The sequence below is a fragment of the Nostoc sp. NMS4 genome, from assembly GCF_017115095.1.
Classification (GTDB): domain Bacteria; phylum Cyanobacteriota; class Cyanobacteriia; order Cyanobacteriales; family Nostocaceae; genus Nostoc.
The window spans coordinates 47,487-66,586 of record NZ_JABXKI010000111.1 but is presented as its reverse complement, the minus strand read 5'-3'; the positions used below and the strand labels follow the sequence as shown (position 1 = coordinate 66,586).

The following is a 19,100-nucleotide window of genomic DNA, read 5'->3' as shown; positions in this document are numbered from 1 at the left end:
TCATGGGTAATTTTGGTGCTATGCGAACAAAAGTAGAACTAATTTGCGGTCAAGATAACACGATTGTGGAAGCAGATTTAGTGGAGCTATTGCAAAAGCACGTCGATGATTATGCCAACAAGTGGAAAGAACAATTGAACCTGCACGACCAATCAGACAAATTTTGGGACTGGGAGTTTAAACTGGAGTTTGTCATTAATAGACAAGCAAACCGCGAAGGCTATGCGATTGAATATGAAGACGAAACTCAAGGTTTGCTACTGATTGAAACCCAAATGCACGGTTCTCGTCTAGAAGAGGGAAAACGCTTGGTATATATTGACGGTATAGCTACTGCACCTTGGAATCGGACATATATCCAAAGTCCGCCAAAATTAAAAGGTGTTGGAACTGCATTTTTGGCGTTTGCCAGAACTCGCAGTTTAGAGCTAGGTTATGAGGGCAGAGTAGGGTTACATTCATTACCGGGAGTAGAAGAATTTTATGATAACCAAGGCATGATTGATGTGGGAGAAGATGAAGATTATGACGATCTAGTTTACTTTGAGTATGGAGTTTTTCGTTCTCCTGTATGAGGTAGTAAAGCTAAATGAGTCAATTATTTGATGAAGAATCTTTAAGAAAAAGTGTTGAAGCTGAGGATAAAGTTGGCGGCAACATTGGGGCTGGATTGGATTGGGGGTCAGCATTTGCGGGATTAATGGGCAATCTAGAACTTTTGGGACGTTTCACAACATTGCGTATTTCTCTAAATAGAGAAGTGCGGTTGCTACTGAATAATTGGAATTTAGGCACAGCTACGAAAATTGCAGTTATTGCTGCAAAAGAAAGGATACTTGAAAAGTTTAGATTACCGACACCAGAGGTAAGAGAATACATACTTGCTACTCTGGAAAATGATCAGCTTTATGGTGAAGAATTCATTTCTAATCGAGAAATACTGCGCGAACTGCTTGGGGTGTTGTTAAAACAAGAAGATTGGGAAACCATTGCAGCAGTTGCAGCAGATTCGTTAAAGAAAGAAATTATACATCAAGCTGTTAGTGAAAAGATTTCAGCATAAGTTATATTGTCAAAAAAATGAATGATTTTGTTTCTAAAGAGCAGAGTTTTGTACAAGATGATGTAACTATCCGTTTACATCATCTTGCTGCACACCTTGAGCAAATTCAATCCTTGTGGACTGGGGTATCATCGCAGGAATTGATGCTGACTCTGGTAAAAGAAAGTCGGTACTTTCTTGAGTGGACTGTACCCGACATGGTAAAAGCAGACGACATTGACCGAGCCTGTGAGTTAGTTGACTTAGGTCGGATGTTGACTCGATGGCTATTCCACTGGGACAATATTTGGTCGGATGCCGAACAAAAGCAATCTGCTTCTCTTGAAACTTCATATTGGTTACGTCGGGTTTTGGAAATATCACGTACAGAACCGGAATCACTCAGTGCCTGATCTCTATGAAGTCTGACGTTGTTTAACCAACAGCGAACGCAAGTACTGCCGACAAGCTGCCTCTCCCCGATAAATCAGAATCCGCAGCGCCTCTACTTCCTGCATCGGAGAAACACAAATCTCAGCGATGGCAGCAATCAAATTCTGTTGCAAACGCACGTAATCTTGATGCTGCTGCTCCAACACAGCAATTTTGGAGTTTAACTGCTGTATCTGCCGTAATGCTTGCGTCAGGGACGATTCTTTATTTTGAGAGCGATTATCTAGGGTTAACGTCATGTTATTGCTCCTTCTTTAGATAGTTGAAAGCCTTGCCAATCCGGGCATTTCGCGCCCTCAATGCCTTCGGGATGAACAGAACAAATTAAAGGGGAGCCGTTGTAAGAGATCCCGTGATAGTATTTGCAACCTATACAACTAGTGGGTCTATTTAAAGATCGAGGTCGGCGCAACATAACTTGGTCAATTTCATTTTGACCAGTAATTCGGTCAACCATGAATGCTGTGATCCCAGTCCCGGCTATTGCTCCACTAATAACGTACATGATATTTCTGCCGAGATATTGAGTGCCAAAATATCCACAAATAATTGTTGCTGCTGCTGCACTAATACAAGAGAGTCTCAATTTTGTAGCCGCCATGTTTGGTTTTGTACTCTTTCATTATCCGTTTCTCTCCCTAAAATTTATCTCGTTGAATACTGAAGCTTGCTCCGATTAGAGAAATGCCTAAGAAGGCAGAAAAACTGACCAACATTGCACCCAGGCAGATATTTTTCTGTTGCTCCCAACCAGAAATGATGATGTTGGGGTCAGCATTCGTTTCAATAATCTCCATTCCCCAGCAAGCCATTGCCCCTACTCCTGCAAATCCGGTAAAAAGTAGAGAGATAATTGCAGTTGTTTCTATGGTGCGGTCGATGAATACTTTGGGGTTAAATCTTCTCCTAGTCCGGCGGCGAAGAAGCAATTTACTCTTATGGTCTAATTGAGATTGGTAAACAACTTGTTTGTGATTAGTCATTTTACATCCTCCAATTGAACATAGAAACCTGCACCTGTATTCGTAATCTTTACTTTTTTTTGATTGACCAGTGTTTGAATCACTCCCAGGCTAAATTTAATACTGCACAACCGTGCGCTACCTCCACAGCGTCGGAGGTATTGTAGGCATAGTGATGACTGGTCAGTAGGGGTGGGGTAAGTGGATTTTCTCGGCATAATCTTGACTATGACCCTATGATTTGTAAATGATGTGGATTGAAAAAAATTCCTTGACCAGGCGGCATATCTGGGAAATGAACGCAAACCATCCCGTGTCCTGAATACTGGATTACTGTACCTGTTTGCCCTAATCTTGGGTCTTTTTCTGTCAGTGCTTTAATGACTTTGACAACTGAATTAATTGGTGGAAGATTAGCCATTTTTAATCCTTTGCTGAACAGCCTATTATTGATTAGTAATTGGAGTTATCGCCGATACCATATTGCCATCTTAGAAAACTGACGGGAGTACAAATTTCTTGCCAATCACAAGATCCTATTGGGGCATTCCAGTCATCTCGGTATTCCTCTCCAAAGTACCCCAGTCCCCAATGCCAACCATCATATTCCGGCTGTGACTCCCATCCAAACCAGAGAGCAACATTTACTTTAATCAGATAGAAGAACTTAATCATCCATCCGCCATCGTAATCAAAAATAAAATCATAATACTCTCCTAGAAAGCGTTCATTTGTTAATGCAATTAAATCCATTCTTGAACAAAGATTCATCTTTTTTTCTACCCCTAGTTTGAAGTATAATTTCTCTTTTCAATTAAGTTCTGGCAATTGTGCAAGCGCTCCCTCCATCCATGCTTGAATCGCTTCCATCTCAGAAACACCTCGCAATACAGCATCGATTACGTGTTTCTGATAAGAATTAACAGCATGATTCGGGTGTCCAAACTTATTCCCAGCCCAAGCCAAACACATAGTTTTTACTAGCTCATCAATTTGAAGAGAATCAAGCTCACTCGGACTCGTAACATTTCGAGAATGCAACCACTCTTTGACTAAATCCAACGGGTAATTTAAAAGTGTACGAACTTCTTTGACTCGCAAATCTTTTGGGCTGATTGATGGTACAGTTACAGCTTGTTTTGGTTGCTGGACTCTATACTGTTGATTGTCTTTGCGGGGTCTAATATTATTCTGTGGTTGTTCAGGCTTTTGAGGAGTAGTTGCACCTTCAGCATCATTATCTTCATCTGCCGTCACCGATAAAATTGCACAAACCGCATATCGTCGTGCATAAGTTAATGCTGCACCAAACTTCTGAGAATCACTAATTTCGGGTAGAGGATAAGTGCTGGTAATGCGCTCTCCAGATTCATGAAACAAATGAGTTTGCAGTGTTGTTTTACTTTCAAAGATTTCGGTAGTTTGAATTATCACTAATCCATGTTTACCAAGCGCAGGAGTGACAGCATCTAAGGTTGCATATTTGCGCTTGTAGTGAGGATTAGTACCGTCCTTTTGAATCGGATTAAACTCTGCCTTTGCTTTGATTAAAGCTTTGATTAGTTCTTGCATTGTCCGGCTCCTCGCATTTTACCAATCGCTTTCATTGATATCACCAGACACTTTTTTGCTAGATTTAGCTTTATTTATCTGAAACTCTGAGGCTTTTAACACAGGCATTGCCGCAAGTTTGACTGAAGCTTTGGCCTGGTGATAGAGAAATTGGGTTATTCCATCCGCGTCTTCCCCATCCTCGACTTGCGCCCACAGAGAGCAGCCTATTTCCAGCGATTCATAGTCGCCAAGATTGAATTTTCTGGAGTAGCTAACAGATACAGTTGTGAATTTCATAAGATGTCGATTTTTGGAAATATGGGTTGTCAATTCTCTTCATTAGTATCAACCATCCCGATGCTGAACATTAAACACAAATCGCTAGCTTTTACACCAACAATTCCTGGCTCAATTTCAATAGTTAATTCCTCAATGATTGAGTGAAAGTCAGGGTCTTCATCATTAATTTCTACCTCAATCAAACCTGCATTATTCGATACAACAGTTGCCCAACTTGGGCTTTGCTTGAGGAATACTTGTTGCATAAAGTTTCATGATTTTGATTCCTGATTAAACTTGATTTCAACGATTTCTTCGACACACCCCATAACCTCACCCAAGTAATGCAATGTATCGCCTACGTGAGTTGCTGCTTCTGGGTCAATCTTCTTGTCTGCAAGCAACTTGAGCCAATTTTCATCTTGAGCGATCGCCTGAATCTTTAAGTAGCACGAGTTAAATTCTTGTAGGATTTCTATCAGTTCCATTGGTATATTCGATGAATTGTGTTGTTGCATTCGGATAAACTAATAATTTAGTTTTGCTCCTCGCCACACAGGTGGGTTTGCCCGACCCACCCGTTTCCTTACGCTGCAACCAAATCCCTAGTTTCTGGAACGTATCTCTTTAACCGTTCCCACTCCTCAAAAGTTAGCGAATCGAATTGTTTATCCAACAACTCTTCTTTTGTGGGTGGTTGTTCTGTAGCCGTCGTTGATACCCTTGCCACCTTCATAAATTTATCAAGCCCAATTGCTGCATCAACCGACTCGGCATATCGAAGAGAATCCACTCCGTTAGACCAGTGTGTAATATGCTGAAATATCACCCCAATCATGGAATGTGCCTTGTATACCCGATAATTTCTGGGGCAAGCTCCGTTAACATACACGAGTTTGTACCCAGTGATTTCCATGACCTCTGCCTTGGGGTCGGTTGGAGGTAGCAATATCTTGTCAAAAGACTCTTCCAATTCCGTTTGTTGAAGAGAAAGTGTGGTAATCATAGTCTGTGTGCCATGATGATTTGGATTGTCTAAATTTCGTTGTCGAGGCGATTGCTTTTCTCTTGGACTGCAATCGCCTTTCTCACTTTCAGCAACTTACGCTGCTACTGCCACTCGGACTCCCAACAATGCAATCACATCTTTGGCACTGCCAGCAACCCGATTTACCCCGTACTGTCTTGGTCGAGTGTACCAACCTTGTTGATTGCACCCGACGAAGCCGACAAAATGCCCGTCTCGGTAGAGTTTGGTGCTGAACGAGAGCCAGTCAATCTCCCCGTGGTATAGACCGAAAGCAGTGCAGGCTGTTTCCAATTCATCGCTTAATCGTTCGTTACGTTCCCTCGGTGTTTCTGGTAGAGTCGCTTTTACTTCTGCAACTCTTGTAGCAAACCAATCTCTATCGAAGGGAAGCCGTCCGCCTTCCACGAACTGCACCCATACAGTGATTCCGCCTTCGATCCAGATTGTACGCACTGTTTCGGGTTCAACTTGAATAATCTCGCCAATAATGCGGCGATCTCTGCTGGTGAGAGGGTCTTGGATGGGGGCTACAGCTTCGGCTTGGGATTCGAGGTGGGTGTACAGTTCTGCTTGGGCTAGAGCTTGCTCATCAACAGAAGAACTAGGAATTGCTTGCTGTGTATGTGTTGCATAGTTCATAATGGAAATCTCCTTAATCGGGGAAAAGGCGATCGCTGAGTTTTGCAGACAGTAGCGGTCGTCTTTGTTATGTGTGCAAACGACGTTGTGGTTTAGCACAACGCTCTCAAAGAGATTTGGCGTAGCCATCAAAGTTAGTTGCTAAGAGCATTATCAAGACAGCAGACAGCAGCATCAGGGGATGTGTAAGGAAGTGCTGTGTTAGGAACAAGGCACTCTATGAATTCAGCTTTGCTGTAAAATCTTTGATTTCTAGACGAATGGCACTAAATAACCAGTTTTTTAAGACTTGGTAGGTCATCGAGATCATCTTCGCTGGCTTGAGCATTACAAGTTTGGCTGACGGCTGCTAGTCCCGGTGGCACTTGGTTTTGTGGTTAGTTGAATGAGTGAATGTTTGGTAATTTGGCTTGCGAACCCTTGATTGCATTCGGGTGTAGACGGTTCGTTTTTCTTACCCTCATACATAAAATATTAGTACACCTATTAGTAGTAGTCAATAGGGTAGTAGTTACTTTTAGATAGAGATTTGTAATACTACTATTGGTTGCACATAAGCAACTCTAATACCAATAGATGTAAGTCCTATATGTTTACATCCAATAGTAGTACCACTATAATAGGAGTATTATTTGGAGAGGATGATTGTGTTTATCGCATTAAAAAAATTGAGAGAGGCTGCGGGTCTTTCTCAGAATGACCTAGCTAGAAAGACTGGTTATAGTCCTCAGTTCATCCAAAAAATTGAACAAAATAAGGTTAAATCACTCACATTAGATGCAGCAGCAAGATTCTGTGAAGCCCTTAATTGTAAGCCTGGAGACTTGCTTGAGGAAGGTGAGCCACCCAAAAGATTAAGGATAGAAAAAAGTGTCACTCTCAATTCTCAAGCAGAAACAGAGACTTTAGCGAATAGAAGGAAAATTCTGGGCGAAAGTGCAGAAGTTGATCTACTAAAAGCAGCGTAAAAGCTAAAAGCGACCGCCCGCCGACCAAAGCAATGCGATCGCCTGCTCAATCCGTTGATCACAAAGTGAGCTTATTATAATGCTGACACATTTTTGTGCAAATACCCTTCAGTATCTTCTCAGTTCACTTTGGTTAAACTGCAACACCCCAACTTTCAAGCATTTACCATATATAGTGGGCAAGAGATATGCTGACACTAGACACAGAAGAGACAACAGCACTCGTCGATAATGCTGATTTGACTGGTTTAAATGACGCAATTGTGTCCGAATCGAGTGGGCGCACTTACCCCGCAGAATATACCGAAGCGATCGCAGCACTCAAAGAGCAACACCAGCAAGAGTTAGAGCGACTTTCCCAGGAATTGAGGATTGGTTTGCAAACAGAGTCCACAGCCAAAGCAGAAGAACAAGTGCAAGAGCAAATCCAATCTCTGCAACAACTCTTTAAACAACAGAAAGAAGAAAATATCCAATTACAGCAACGGCTCTTGGAGATGGAGGGGCTAAGGAAATTGGAGGCTGAGAATCAGCAACTTCAGCAACGTATCCAAGAATTGGAAAACGCGGTTGAACAACGTCCTTCTCAACAATGGGGAAATACCATGAGCCACCAAGCGACCAAAGTTTTGAACAAGCAAGTCAAGCTTGCCTTGGAGAAAACTATTGATTTGCGATCGCTAGCCCAAGAGCCGCCCAAGGAGAATGCACAAGAATGTTTGCGGCTCATGGGCATGGCGTTGAAGAATCTCGCTAGTGCGATGAACAATACTCAAGCGCTCGAAGCTGCGGCAATTATTCTAGGGAGTGAACCTACACAATCCGCGATCGCTTACCGAGCAGAGCAATTGGAAATGCTACCCCAGGCAGTTAGTGATATTAGGGCAGTGCTAGCTAAACCTGGATGTACGTGGCAGGAGTTTTGTAGTGTTGCTCAAGAGTATGAGGTGATAAAAACAGACTATCTCGCAGAATTGACCACCCAAGAGACTGATTTAATTACCGCACTCCAAAACACATCCTCTGAACCGGACACAATTGGGCTTGGTTCTATCGTTGCCCACGCTGATCCTTACCGCACTTTGTATGTGGAGAGGGGCAAGGTGGTGCAAGATTTGGGCGAGGAAGTGGTGGTTGCCTGGGATTGTTGGAAAGAGCAATCAAAAAAGACTGACAGGTATTTCCGAGATGAGTTGCGATTCTGGCAACCTGAATAGGCTTTCAGTGTACTGATGACTTTTTAGACAACCAAATGCGAAGTACTAAGCCCCGCTTTCCAGTGGGGGAAATTTCTGTGCGTCAACATAACAGGAGATTGTAAAATGACCGCAACTATTACTCGTCCTAAGCTCAAAAAGTCTGCTGCTAGCAAGAAGGAATCCCCGTATAAGCGGCTTCATGTGATTATCCCCATCGAAGATATGCTCTGGGCATCGCAGCAAAAGCCTTCAGTTAATCAGCTATGGCAGGAATGCTGGACGGCTGACCCTTATGGTTCTAGGTGGATGTCTCTTTCTACTGGGATGGGTTACAGTACTTTTATCTCTGCGAAGAAAATTCTCTCCGAAAGCGGGTTGTTCATTTTCAAGCCGGACAAGTCGATTCAGGATGGCCGGGAGACAGTGAAGTGGATGGTGAAGAATTTACATGGCAGCCGAATGAAGGAATTTTGGGAGAAAGCTAATTCTGCGTCACCAAAACCAGATGCTGAAAAACAAGAATCAAATGCTGAGATTTCAGAGATAGATGCTGGCTCTGAAGAAATGAGTGCTTTGAATCAAGCATCTACTTTAGGTCAAAGTGAGTCAGCACAAGGATTCCAGGAAACCTCACGAATTACTCAAGAACATCTCACAATCTCTTCAAAAGAGATTGTGAGATGTATCTCTGACACGCCTACACAAAATCTGCATGAGGAGGAGACGGCTCACGCGCCCTTGGGGGGCGCTTCGCCTCAGTCTGTTCAAAGCGTGTCAGAGAAGGAGGAAGAATTGCCTGTGGCAATGGACTGTACATCGCTGGCGCTTGTGGATGCTGTACAAGGTGAATCTGCTTCGTTGTTGGCTGAAAACCAGAATTGTGGTGTTGAGGCGGCAGTCTCTCATGAAGGTACTTATTCCGCCGCGTCCGTCGCTCAAAATGAAAAATTTCTAAATTCAGCGATCGCAAATCAAACTCAGGGGCAAGCAGAACAAAGTAATTTCGCTTCGTTGTTAATTGAAAATTCGGTTTCGGGTGTAGAAATCAAAACAGTTGATGAGGGTGAAAGTTCCGCCGCATCTGTCCCCAGCGCTGAAAAGTGGTCACATGAGGCGATTGTTGCAAGGGCAAATGCGCGACCGGGGCGTATGCAGAAACTGAAAGTAGCAGATAATTCGGGGGAGAATCCGGGTTTTGACTTTTTGCAGGAGTGTTGGAGTGATGACCCGGCACTTATGATCGTGATCAAGAAATTGCTGGCGAAGTTTCCGCAGTGGGGTTTTGTGGCGGTGGATGGAGTGCTGGTAAGGTAGAATGAGTAGTATCGCCCTTGTAAACTACTAAAACAAAATGTTAAGTTCGATTTTTTTAACCAAGCTCAAGTTTTATGGAAGTTATTTTAGGTAATATTACAAAGCTAGAAGTTGATGCAATTGTAAATGCTGCAAATACAAGTCTGCTTGGAGGTAGTGGAGTAGATGGAGCAATACACAGAGCAGCTGGGGCAGAGCTTGTTGACGAATGTAGATCACTTATGACCTTAACCACACTGCCGCGACTGTTGTAAGTAAATTCAGTACGTTGGTTGAGCGCATCAATCATGGCTGAGACTTTGCCATAGGCATCATACTCATAGGTTGTAGCTTGTCCCAGTTGATTTGTTTCCGACTTGATATGTCCTAAAGCGTCATATACAACTTTGGATGTAGTACCGTCAAAGTATGTATTCACACTTGAGCGACCTTGAGCATCAAGCCCGATCTGAGTTGTGCGATTTCGGGCATCAGTGACAGAAGTAACCTGACCACCTGTGTTGTAGGTGTAAGTCGTGTCATTACCAATCGGATTACCAAAGAAATCGCGCTCTCGACTGATTCTTCCTAAATTATCGTAAGTGTATTCTGTACGAGTGCCAAAAATATCAATTTTGGCTTGAATGCGATCGCCTGCGGTGTATTCTATCTTCTCTCTAGGATTGTCATCTGGATTGTCAGGAGTGAGATCGGGCAAGATAGTATCAGTCAATCTGCCTAATTCGTCATAAACATAGCGAGTTTTCAGTTTTGTGGCAGATGTTTGGGAAATAACTCTTCCAGCAGCATCGTATTCAGTTAAAACTACAGGGTTATCATCTGGGTTATTAGGGGTATTGTCGGGCAGAATAACTTTAATTTGTTGCCCTTTGTCGTCATAAAAATACTGAGTCCGATTATGTTTAATATCTGTAGTGGCAATCACATTCCGTTATATAAAACCTACTCAAATCTACTTTGAGCTTCGTTTACTTCCTGCTTCACCCTAGTAATGTCGGCATTATCCAGTCCACAGGCTAACACTGCCTAACTGACAGCTTTACGCAAATTAATTGCAGCGTTCAAATCACGGTCAATTGTGACTCTGCAATGTTCACAATGAAACTTGCGTTCACTTAACAAGAGAGTTTCTTTTTTAGTTCCGCACCCAGAGCAAGTTTTACTGCTGGGGTAAAATCTATCAACTACTACAAGTTTTGAGCCATACAGTTCACACTTGTAAGTTAGTTGACGGCGGAACTCATAAAAGCCCATATCCGCGATCGCCTTAGCTAAATTTCCGTTTGCTAACATCCCGCGCACATTCAAATCCTCAATCCCGATAACAGCGTGGTTTTTACTGATGTAGGTCGTGATTTTGTGCAATGTGTCTTTGCGAATGTTGGCTATTTTACGATGTAATCTAGCTACTTTTAATTGAGCTTTTCTATACTTATTCGAGCCTACTTGCTTACGACGATTAAGCCATTGCATACGAGACAACTTTTGCTCATATTTCTTGTAACTTTTTGCGCCGTCAAATACTTCACCAGTTGATAATGTAGCTAAATGGTTAACACCAAGGTCTACGCCTACAAACTCCACAGCTTTAGGAGTAGGAGTTGATTCTACCTCAAATCTGAATGAAATAAACCATCTGTCTGCTTGTCTGCTAATTGTGACTGACTTAGGTTGAACTTGAGGTAATCGCTCATAGGTTTTTAAAACTCCGATTTTAGGAACTTGAATTTTGTTATTACCTAAAATCTTGACTGTTCCCTCTAAAGTAAAACTATCTCGTTTACCTTTTTTCTTAAACTTAGGAACTCCAGCTACCTTCTTAAAACATCTATCCCAAGCGATTCTTAATGCTGTCAGTGCTTGTTGTGGAGCAGATTTGGAACATTCGTAATACCAAGGACATTCAGGTTTTACTAATGCTACTAACCATTTATGCAAATCAAAAGCAGTAGGAAACTTAATTTTTTCTGTAGGATTAGCTTTATTATAGTCTAATATTTGCTTGGTCAAAGCTAACCCCCAATTCCAAGCGTGTCTTGCCACGCCACAATGCTTTAAAAACGCTGTACGCTGTTCTTTGTTTAATTTCAATTCAGTTTTAAAGCCTAGCAGCATTTATCCAACCTCTGTAACTACTGAGTTATGCTATTTGCGAAGTTGATTAACCAACCAAATACCTAACAACTTGCGGATCTATCGCTGCAATCCGCTTTTTTATTGATTGCGGAGGATTCTTAAAAAACTGTTTCAAATCTCGGCTTTTCACCTGATAACAAGTCAAAGAACGCTTTTTCGCTTTTAACCAACCTTGTCTTACCCAATTAGTAACAGTAGTTGAATGCAAACAAAGAGCCTTAGCAATTTCACTGCAACTGTAATTATCGAGAAGAGGACGGTTGGAGTAACCTAAATCATACAATTTACTAGAAATTGCAGATATTGTCCGATAATACCCTCGTCTTTTGAGCCGAAAAGCTATTTGTTCTAAACTGTACATTTCTGCCATTTCATGAAGAGTTTCTATCTCTTGTTCAGCCCATCTAGCACACATCAATAAACCTCCTCTCCTCTCATCTGAATCAAAGTAGAATTAATATTTTGTAATGGCGACTCAAAGGTGAATCGCCTTTATAGTGCCTAATTACCGCTTTTTACCTTGCGGCATTGCTGTTTGATTTTGCCCTTGCAATGATGCCCGTGCCTCTGACTCCGAAACCGGGGGTAATGCTGGTGCTGTAACAGCATTACTAGCCCAGCGTTCATACGTTTCATTTGTTACCCAATGCAAAGTTGCGCCAGACTCAGCACCAGTACGAATCATTTCGGCAGCCTCCAATGCATCTTTCTCAAAGTCAGACTGAGGATTGCGATAGCTCCACTGAATAAACCAATACGTTCCAAGCGCTCCTTCTACCTTTTGAAATTCAGCACAGAAGATGTAGTTTTTCAGTACACTAGCGATCGCCTGATAACAAAACTCTTTCGGATCTCCCGGCATCCCTTCTTCACACCATTGCTGAAATGCGCGATGGGCAAAGTGATTGTACAGTCCGGCGAATGAATCTTTACTCCGGCGGTGCATCAAGAAGCAAAACAACATCGAAGCTGGCCCTTTAAACTGGTCTTTGAGTCCACCAGCAACCGGAATCACCCAGAGTTCGGTAAATGGTTCGTTGGTAAAGTTCTCGTTGATGGTCAAGGCACGGTCAGGGCGAGAGATTGCGATCGCAAAATCAGCCTTGTTACCTTTGAGGTATCCGCCAGCTTGTGCTTCTAGAATCGTCAGTTTCGGAGGGCAATCGAGTAAGAATTGACCATATTCCTTAGCGCAGTTAGCTTGCAGTTTAGGTTGACTGGGTGGGATGAGAAAAACGCTGTTGTTGATTTTGATGGTTTCCATGATGGTGTTGTATTTGATGTGTTTGTTTTAGTGAGTTAATGGGCTTAGTTAGTCGGCAATTTGTCAGAATCTTGTGTAATTGTCAGCAAAAAACCGTGTTTGGTATTCTGCACTTGTACTAGTTCTCTATCGAGTAATGATTGGATTACTGTTCGTGAGAAATTAATGCTGTGTAAAGGAGCAGAACCACCATAGCGACGCAAGAAAAGCAGCAAGCTAGCAGCCGTGAGTTCAGAGCAGTTTTTGGGCAGTTTAGCCATTAGCTATGCCTCCAGGAATTGCTTTTAATTCGTACTTAAGCAGTTCAAGTTGGCGTAGACATTGTTCTATTTCAGCCTGAATTTCTGCTCTCAATTCCTGTGGTGTCAGTAATTTAATTTCGTTCTCTAAGTGATTTCCTTCATCAATAGAATTGATATCAGGCATGGCGATGTACCGCCAACCTTCACCATATTCGTATGCTAAAAGACTATCGCTTGGGTAATACTTGATGCCGATAATCAGTCCTTGTTCTGCACGTTGCCCTAAAGTAAAACGAGGGTATTTCCAACCGTGTGGAATGGTGATTGTTGGTTGCATGGTTGTAATTGGTGAAGTTAATTATGCTGCTATGGCTTGATCTGTAACTCTGGATTTCTTTGCTACTTTCATGAAGTCATCCAACCCAACTGCTGCTTCTACTGCTTGAGCGTACCGAATCTGATCCATAGCGTTAGACCAGTGGGTGATGTGCTGAAATATCACCCCAATCATTGAATGAGCCTTGTACACTCGATAATTTTTGGGGCAGGCTCCATTGACGTAAACGAGCGTGTAACCAGGGATTTCGATAATCTCTGCATTCGGGTCTGTTGGCGGTAGAAAAATTTTCTCTGGTGAATCATCCAACTCGGCTACTTGAAGAGAGGGCGTAGTTTCTGTGGTGTATGCCATTGTAATGTTTGTTACCTATTACGCTGTAGAGGCGATTACAATTGTCTTGATGTGCAATCGCCCTTTTAATGTCAGTGGTTACGCTGCTACAGATGATCGGACTCGCAAAAACGTAATCGCTTCTTCTGCACTCGATGCGAATCTGTTCATGCCGTATGTGCGGGGTCTAGAATACCAGCCCTCAAGATTGCAACCGATGTAGCCTACTAGCTGATTATTTCGGTAAAGTTTAGTACTGAAGGATAACCAATCAATCTGGGGATGCCACAGGTTGAAATTGACACAAGCTTCTTCTAATTCATCGCTGAGGCGTTCATTGCGCTCCAATGGAGTTTCTAGAAGTGTCGCTTTAACCTCTGCAACTCTTTTTGCGAACCAGTCCCGATCAAATGGTAGTCGTCCACCTTCCACGAACTGCACCCATACGGTAATCCCGCCTTCTATCCAGATGGTACGGACGGATTCGGGTTCCACTTCGATAATCTCGCCAATAATCCGACGATCACGAGCAGTCAGGGGGTCTTGGGTTGGGGCTACAACTTCGGCTTGGGTTTCGATGTAGTTGTTCAGTTCTGCTTGAGCTAGGGCTTGCTCATCTCTGCGAGGGGCATCGGCAACTAGTGTTTGATTTAGCTTGAAGCTTGAGGGTGCTTGCTGTATATAGGTTGAATGCGCCATAATGAGGATCTCCTGCCTCTACATGGGGTTAGGTTTTTCACAAAGGGCGATCGCGTAAGTTTCTCAGGCTAGAGCGGTCGTCTTTTGTTTTGCTATCTTTAGTATAGGCTAAAAGATTTCCTTTGTCAAGTTTAAGTATAGGCTAAAGTATAGACAAAATGAGTAGAAGTCCTATTTTATAGGCAAGGACTAGGCTTGTGAGTAGAATTAGGTATAGGCTAAAAGCTATGATTGAGCAGAAAAGGACATACTATGCCAAGAAATCTTGCGGAAGGGGAAACCCAAATGAACTTTCGCATCCCAGAAGAAAAGAAAATTGCTTTCTTAAAAAAGGCCAAAGCGAGTGGGACTTCTGCTAGCAGGCTTCTACTAGAGTTCATCGACAGTTATTTAGGAATATCGCCAAGAAGTGACGACGAAATTGACAACATCAAGAAGAAAGTTGCAGAGCTTGAGGAGTTTAAGGAACGTGCTGAGAAAATCCTGGGGGAATTAGCAGCCTGAGAAGCGCCTCGGAGCAACTCAGGCTATCACGTGAACGGATTCGCCAGTTTTTAGAAATTGAAGATGAAGAAAAACCCCCTGAAACATAGCTTCGGGGGTTTTGCAGTTAATGAGATCCCTGCCAAATAAAGGCAGGATTTATCACTATAGGCTAGCCTAGCATCTAGCCTATAAAAATTATATACCAATTATTGTTTTAATGATTTCCTTTGTATAGGCTAAAATGAAACTATCTTTAAAAGCTAGGCAAAAAATGAAATGAGAAACTTAAAAACGGATGTTACTCGATTACAAAATTTCAATGAACAAGTAGTGCTGCGCTTGACCGTATTAGTCCAGTCTTGGATTGCCTTGTGAGACAGTCTGATCATGGAGCAGGAAATGATCAACCTGAATAATTATTACCCTTGCTGCTTAGTAAAAGCGATCGCCGCCGACCAAAGCAATGCGATCGCCCGTTCAAATCATTCACCACAAAGTGAACTAACTATAATGCTGACACATTTTTGGAAAAATCCATCTTACAGCTACCCTGTTCATTTTGGTTAAACTGCAACACCTCAACTTTCAAGCATTTACCATAGTGAGCAAGAAATATGCTGACACTAGAAAAAGAACAAACAACAGCACTCGATTACAGCAACCTCAACACCAGCATCCAGGAAACCTTCACCGCCATCGACCGATTCGAGTGGCAAGCGGTAGATGAAATCCTCCAGATGCGGGAACAGCAGCTTTACCTGCAAGCTGGCTATAAAAACTTTGAAGAATACTGCCAGCGTGAATTATGCGTCTGGGGTGGATATCGGCGAATCAACCAACTGCTAGGAGCTAAAAAGGTCATAGACGCAGTTGGCGAGTTGGGGGGACACATCAAGAATGAGCGTCAGGCTCGTCCACTACAACGGTTAGTCAAGGAACCAGAGAAACTAAAACAAGCTGTAGCGATCGCTCTGAAAGATAACCCCTCTCCTGGTGAATCAGACTTTGCGGCTGCTGCAAATATTGTGGTTCCTCAACTTCCACGCAAAAAGCAGTCTATTCAGGAACCAATGGTTCCCAAAATTCAAGAACCAGTGGTTCCTCAAAAAGCTATTGTCACAGTTTCACAACAGTCCCATCCAAGATATGGAGAAGAGGGAACCATTGAGGCAGATGCACCGAATCGCTGGCAACAGATTGTCACCTTTGCTGATGGCGAGAGGTTGTTGATCAACAATGCTGATTTAGATGCCCACAGTGTCCCATTCTCCACAGAGCCAAGTTATCCATCACAATACTCTGAGGCGATCGCAGCACTCAAGGAGCAACACCAGCAGGAGCTAGAGCGTTTACAGCAGGAATTAAGAATTGGGCTACAGTCAGAAGCCACAGCCAGAGCCGAAGAACAAGTAAGTGAGCAAATCCAATCCTTGCAAAATCTGTACAAGCAGCAGAGGGAGCAAAATATCCAGTTACAGCAACGGCTGGATGAAATGGAAGGGTTACGGAAACTGGAGATTGAGAATCAACAACTCCAACAACGTATTCAGGAATTAGAACACGCCGTACAACAGCATCCGGTTCAACAGTGGGGGAATACGATGACCCAGCAGGCAACCAAAGCGTTGAATAAGCAGGTAAAGCAAGCACTGGAGAAGACAATTGATCTGCGATCGCTAGCTGTTGAACCACCCAAGGAAAATCCCCAGGAATGTCTGCGGCTCATGGGTATGGCGCTCAAAAACTTAGCCAGCGCTATGAACAATACTCAGGCATTGGAGGCAGCAGCGCTAATTTTAGGTAGTGAACCGACACCTTCTGCGATCGCCTACCGAGCCGAACAATTGGAAATGTTGCCCCAAGCGATTAGTGATATTCGGCGGGTGCTGTCACAGCCTGGGTGTACTTGGCAGGACTATTGGGCAGTGGCGCAAGAGTACGAAGTGATAAAAGCAGACTATTGGGCGGAGTTGACCCGTGAAGAAACAAATTTAATTACGGCTCTACAGAACGCATCCTCTCAACCCGACACTATTGGCATCGGCTCTATTGTTTCCCATGCTGATCCTTACCGCACTTTGTATGTCGAGAGGGGTGAAGTTGTAGAGGATTTAGGCGAAGAGTTGATAGTAGCTTGGGATTGTTGGAGGGAGCAATCGAAAAAGACTGATAGGTATTCACGAGATGAGTTGCGATTCTGGCAGGGTGAGAAAAAGTAGATAAAACTCACCTCTAGCTAAAAAACTTAAACGCGGCATGGGTGCAATGTCGCTCACATTGTCATGGAAAAATTTAGGAGGAAATATGGCTACAGCATTAAAAGCAATCAATGGTGGTAGCAAACAGCGAAGCGATCGCAAACAAGCTTCAGAAGATAAATCGATTAGACCACATTGCAAGGTATCAATTGAGGATATCAACTGGGTTCGTCAACAGCCTCCATCTGTGCAGCAGCTTTGGTTAGATAGCGTGGCGGCTGAACAGTTCGGGGGTTCTGCCCATAAACTCGATACTAACCTCACCTATAAATCATTACAAAAAGCAGGGGCGGCGTTGACTGCCCAAGGATTATTTCAGTTTGAGGAAGTGTTTGGCCGCTTACCCTCTGGTAGACCTGGGTTGATTAGTTACCGTGTTCGTAACTTGCACGGTTATTACAATCGCTTTTATTGGGAATCGTCCACGTCTGAAGAAAGCAATTCTTGTGACGAGAAAGCCGTCCACGCCGGGGAGAAAGTAAAGCAATCCAGACGGAATGAAAATTACCCCAAAGTGGAAGAAATCCACGCTGATTTGGAATCATTCCAAAAGAATGGTCAAAAAAGTGAGGATTTGCAAGGGTTTCAAAATCCTAACAACGTTTCTAACAACCCGTTAACTACCTACCAACAACCAACTAAGGTTGTTGGTATGGTAGTTGGTTCTGACGCGCCAACAGAAAATCTGCGTGTTGAGGAAACGGCTCACGCGCCCTTGGGGGGCGCGCCGCCTTCACGTATCGAAAGCGCGTCAGAACTTGAAGAATTACCTACGGCAATGGACTGTACATCGCTGACGCTTGTGGAAACTGCACCAAGTCAACCTGCTCCGTTGCTGACTGAAAACCAGGACTGTGGCGTTGAAGCGATATTCCCTCATGAAGATACTTGTTCCGCTGCGCCCGTCGCACAAAATGAATTTTCTTCAAGTTTAGCGATCGCACATCAAAAAATAGAACTGAGTCGTCCCTCTGCTTCTTTATTGGCTGAAAACTTGGTTTCTGGTGATGAGGATAAAGTAAATCATGAAGGCACTTGTTCCGCCGCGCCCGTGTCATTAAATCAAAGTGAGATATTTGAATGGTTGGATAGAGCAAACGTTGGAGAATGCCCTCCATTGTGGGTAATTCAATATTTGCTAGACAGCAAGTATTACGCCAGTATGAGGGCAAGCATCAGCAAGTTTGAGAAGCAGTGGAATATATCTGTAGCCAATTATCAGGTGCAAAAATCTAGTGAGGCGTTGTTTACCTCTGAAGACATCGCCATTAGATCCAAGGCTAGACTATTGCGAATGGAGAAACTGAAGATGGTTTCTCTGGTTGGGGAAAATCCTGGTTTTGACTTCCTCCAACAATGCTGTCATGATGACCCTGCCTTACAGATCGTGATCAAGAAGCTGCTGGTGAAGTTTCCGCAATGGGGGATTGCGATTGTGAATGGGGTGTTGGTGAAGTGGAATGAATAACGATGACCATTTCAATTACTGACATATTCCAGCACTCGTTACGCCGTGATTGATTGCGTTAAAGCTAGGGGAGAAAAAGCCAATTACAGTACACAACGTATTAAATTTAATTCTAATGGCTCTGGTTAAGTTTTCGTTACATAGTTATAAATTTTCCTGCCCACCTACTTATCCCTCTCCTAAGAAAACAGAATGGTTTCTTTCATCCATAGTGGGCGATCGCTCATGAACAGCTTTTGTCACTCTCGAAAAACAATAATCTCAGCCAAATTCTGAGACTTGGATTTAGTCTAGGTTTGAGGCTTTATTTTCTAATAGAAACTAAAATTTATAGACAAAAAGTAGAAATTAAAGCCTCGTAACCGTTTGAGCGATTGGATTCTCCCAAAGTGACAAAAGAGGGTTATATGTGTTAGAGAAAACGGCTATTTGGGGTG

Annotated in this window: 28 protein-coding genes and 1 pseudogene; 10 read left to right on the top strand and 19 right to left on the bottom strand. The window is 43.1% G+C overall.

The features are described 5' to 3' along the window. Positions 1-20 precede the first annotated feature (20 nt). The 3 genes from HWQ37_RS08410 to HWQ37_RS08400 are packed head-to-tail and all read left to right on the top strand — an operon-like array spanning position 21 to position 1,455. Entirely contained in the window at positions 21-575 is a 555-nt protein-coding gene (locus HWQ37_RS08410) for a GNAT family N-acetyltransferase (RefSeq protein WP_292745781.1), read from the top strand. A 14-nt stretch (positions 576-589) separates the two neighbouring features. After that, a complete protein-coding gene (locus tag HWQ37_RS08405) occupies positions 590-1,063 on the top strand; it encodes a hypothetical protein (protein WP_292745780.1) in 474 nt (157 codons plus the stop codon). Between the two features lie 17 nt (positions 1,064-1,080). Beyond that, the gene (locus HWQ37_RS08400) at positions 1,081-1,455 is read left to right on the top strand and encodes a hypothetical protein (protein WP_292745778.1); all 375 of its coding nucleotides are present in this window, start codon (positions 1,081-1,083) and stop codon (positions 1,453-1,455) included. A 3-nt stretch (positions 1,456-1,458) separates the two neighbouring features. On the opposite strand, the gene HWQ37_RS08395 is transcribed toward HWQ37_RS08400, so the two are convergent. From HWQ37_RS08395 to HWQ37_RS08345, 11 genes are all read right to left on the bottom strand, one after another. Further along, positions 1,459-1,734 carry a hypothetical protein gene (locus HWQ37_RS08395; protein WP_292745776.1) on the bottom strand — a complete coding sequence of 92 codons (276 nt, stop codon included), beginning with the start codon at positions 1,732-1,734 and terminating at the stop codon, positions 1,459-1,461. Continuing rightward, positions 1,731-2,096, bottom strand: a complete 366-nt coding sequence (locus tag HWQ37_RS08390) for a hypothetical protein (protein ID WP_292745774.1) — start codon at positions 2,094-2,096, stop codon at positions 1,731-1,733. Before HWQ37_RS08390 ends, HWQ37_RS08395 begins: the two co-directional genes overlap by 4 nt. Before the next feature lie 37 nt (positions 2,097-2,133). Beyond that, entirely contained in the window at positions 2,134-2,478 is a 345-nt protein-coding gene (locus HWQ37_RS08385) for a hypothetical protein (protein ID WP_292745772.1), read from the bottom strand. Positions 2,479-2,683: 205 nt separating this feature from the next. Next, positions 2,684-2,878 (bottom strand): hypothetical protein, encoded by a 195-nt coding sequence (locus HWQ37_RS08380; RefSeq protein WP_292745770.1) that lies wholly within the window; start codon positions 2,876-2,878, stop codon positions 2,684-2,686. Positions 2,879-2,910: 32 nt separating this feature from the next. Then, the gene (locus HWQ37_RS08375) at positions 2,911-3,228 is read right to left on the bottom strand and encodes a hypothetical protein (protein ID WP_292745768.1); all 318 of its coding nucleotides are present in this window, start codon (positions 3,226-3,228) and stop codon (positions 2,911-2,913) included. Between the two features lie 39 nt (positions 3,229-3,267). Beyond that, a complete protein-coding gene (locus HWQ37_RS08370; RefSeq protein WP_292745766.1) occupies positions 3,268-4,029 on the bottom strand; it encodes an ERF family protein in 762 nt (253 codons plus the stop codon). An 18-nt stretch (positions 4,030-4,047) separates the two neighbouring features. Next, positions 4,048-4,308, bottom strand: a complete 261-nt coding sequence (locus HWQ37_RS08365) for a hypothetical protein (protein ID WP_292745764.1) — start codon at positions 4,306-4,308, stop codon at positions 4,048-4,050. Between the two features lie 29 nt (positions 4,309-4,337). Beyond that, on the bottom strand, positions 4,338-4,556 hold the full coding sequence (locus HWQ37_RS08360; RefSeq protein WP_292745762.1) for a hypothetical protein: 219 nt from the start codon (positions 4,554-4,556) through the stop codon (positions 4,338-4,340). 6 nt (positions 4,557-4,562) lie between these two features. Beyond that, on the bottom strand, positions 4,563-4,778 hold the full coding sequence (locus HWQ37_RS08355; protein ID WP_292745760.1) for a hypothetical protein: 216 nt from the start codon (positions 4,776-4,778) through the stop codon (positions 4,563-4,565). A 98-nt stretch (positions 4,779-4,876) separates the two neighbouring features. Next, a complete protein-coding gene (locus tag HWQ37_RS08350; RefSeq protein ID WP_292745758.1) occupies positions 4,877-5,296 on the bottom strand; it encodes a hypothetical protein in 420 nt (139 codons plus the stop codon). Positions 5,297-5,392: 96 nt separating this feature from the next. Beyond that, a complete protein-coding gene (locus tag HWQ37_RS08345; RefSeq protein ID WP_292745756.1) occupies positions 5,393-6,088 on the bottom strand; it encodes a hypothetical protein in 696 nt (231 codons plus the stop codon). Between the two features lie 512 nt (positions 6,089-6,600). Between HWQ37_RS08345 and HWQ37_RS08340 the strand changes: the two genes are divergently transcribed. The 3 genes and pseudogenes from HWQ37_RS08340 to HWQ37_RS08330 all read left to right on the top strand — a co-directional run bounded on the left by HWQ37_RS08340 (position 6,601) and on the right by HWQ37_RS08330 (position 9,440). Next, positions 6,601-6,927, top strand: a complete 327-nt coding sequence (locus HWQ37_RS08340) for a helix-turn-helix domain-containing protein (RefSeq protein WP_179064054.1) — start codon at positions 6,601-6,603, stop codon at positions 6,925-6,927. 221 nt (positions 6,928-7,148) lie between these two features. Then, a pseudogene (locus tag HWQ37_RS08335) lies at positions 7,149-8,144 on the top strand (hypothetical protein); the annotation flags it as partial. Between the two features lie 105 nt (positions 8,145-8,249). Continuing rightward, the gene (locus tag HWQ37_RS08330) at positions 8,250-9,440 is read left to right on the top strand and encodes a hypothetical protein (RefSeq protein WP_292745750.1); all 1,191 of its coding nucleotides are present in this window, start codon (positions 8,250-8,252) and stop codon (positions 9,438-9,440) included. A gap of 55 nt (positions 9,441-9,495) precedes the next feature. Here HWQ37_RS08330 and HWQ37_RS08320 read toward each other — a convergent pair whose 3' ends face one another. From HWQ37_RS08320 to HWQ37_RS08285, 8 genes are all read right to left on the bottom strand, one after another. Further along, positions 9,496-10,365 (bottom strand): hypothetical protein, encoded by an 870-nt coding sequence (locus HWQ37_RS08320; RefSeq protein ID WP_465249679.1) that lies wholly within the window; start codon positions 10,363-10,365, stop codon positions 9,496-9,498. A gap of 101 nt (positions 10,366-10,466) precedes the next feature. Then, positions 10,467-11,555 (bottom strand): RNA-guided endonuclease InsQ/TnpB family protein, encoded by a 1,089-nt coding sequence (locus HWQ37_RS08315; RefSeq protein ID WP_292745749.1) that lies wholly within the window; start codon positions 11,553-11,555, stop codon positions 10,467-10,469. 46 nt (positions 11,556-11,601) lie between these two features. Beyond that, positions 11,602-11,991 (bottom strand): MerR family transcriptional regulator, encoded by a 390-nt coding sequence (locus HWQ37_RS08310; RefSeq protein WP_292745747.1) that lies wholly within the window; start codon positions 11,989-11,991, stop codon positions 11,602-11,604. Positions 11,992-12,081: 90 nt separating this feature from the next. Continuing rightward, positions 12,082-12,840 (bottom strand): hypothetical protein, encoded by a 759-nt coding sequence (locus HWQ37_RS08305; protein WP_292745745.1) that lies wholly within the window; start codon positions 12,838-12,840, stop codon positions 12,082-12,084. A gap of 44 nt (positions 12,841-12,884) precedes the next feature. After that, on the bottom strand, positions 12,885-13,100 hold the full coding sequence (locus HWQ37_RS08300; protein ID WP_292745743.1) for a hypothetical protein: 216 nt from the start codon (positions 13,098-13,100) through the stop codon (positions 12,885-12,887). Further along, the gene (locus HWQ37_RS08295; RefSeq protein ID WP_292745741.1) at positions 13,093-13,419 is read right to left on the bottom strand and encodes a hypothetical protein; all 327 of its coding nucleotides are present in this window, start codon (positions 13,417-13,419) and stop codon (positions 13,093-13,095) included. The genes HWQ37_RS08300 and HWQ37_RS08295 overlap by 8 nt, the downstream gene beginning before the upstream one ends. A 21-nt stretch (positions 13,420-13,440) precedes the next feature. Beyond that, a complete protein-coding gene (locus HWQ37_RS08290) occupies positions 13,441-13,773 on the bottom strand; it encodes a hypothetical protein (protein ID WP_292745739.1) in 333 nt (110 codons plus the stop codon). A gap of 78 nt (positions 13,774-13,851) precedes the next feature. Next, positions 13,852-14,451: a hypothetical protein gene (locus tag HWQ37_RS08285; protein ID WP_292745737.1), complete on the bottom strand. Its 600-nt coding sequence runs from the start codon at positions 14,449-14,451 to the stop codon at positions 13,852-13,854. Positions 14,452-14,703: 252 nt separating this feature from the next. On the opposite strand from HWQ37_RS08285, the gene HWQ37_RS08280 reads away from it, so the two are divergent. From HWQ37_RS08280 to HWQ37_RS08265, 4 genes are all read left to right on the top strand, one after another. Then, on the top strand, positions 14,704-14,955 hold the full coding sequence (locus HWQ37_RS08280) for a hypothetical protein (RefSeq protein WP_193912988.1): 252 nt from the start codon (positions 14,704-14,706) through the stop codon (positions 14,953-14,955). A gap of 369 nt (positions 14,956-15,324) precedes the next feature. Then, a complete protein-coding gene (locus HWQ37_RS08275; RefSeq protein WP_292745735.1) occupies positions 15,325-15,504 on the top strand; it encodes a hypothetical protein in 180 nt (59 codons plus the stop codon). Between the two features lie 47 nt (positions 15,505-15,551). Beyond that, positions 15,552-17,156 carry a hypothetical protein gene (locus HWQ37_RS08270; RefSeq protein WP_292745733.1) on the top strand — a complete coding sequence of 535 codons (1,605 nt, stop codon included), beginning with the start codon at positions 15,552-15,554 and terminating at the stop codon, positions 17,154-17,156. Positions 17,157-17,241: 85 nt separating this feature from the next. Further along, complete coding sequence (locus tag HWQ37_RS08265; RefSeq protein ID WP_292745731.1) at positions 17,242-18,663, top strand: hypothetical protein; 1,422 nt, start codon at positions 17,242-17,244, stop codon at positions 18,661-18,663. The last annotated feature ends 437 nt before the right edge of the window (positions 18,664-19,100 follow it).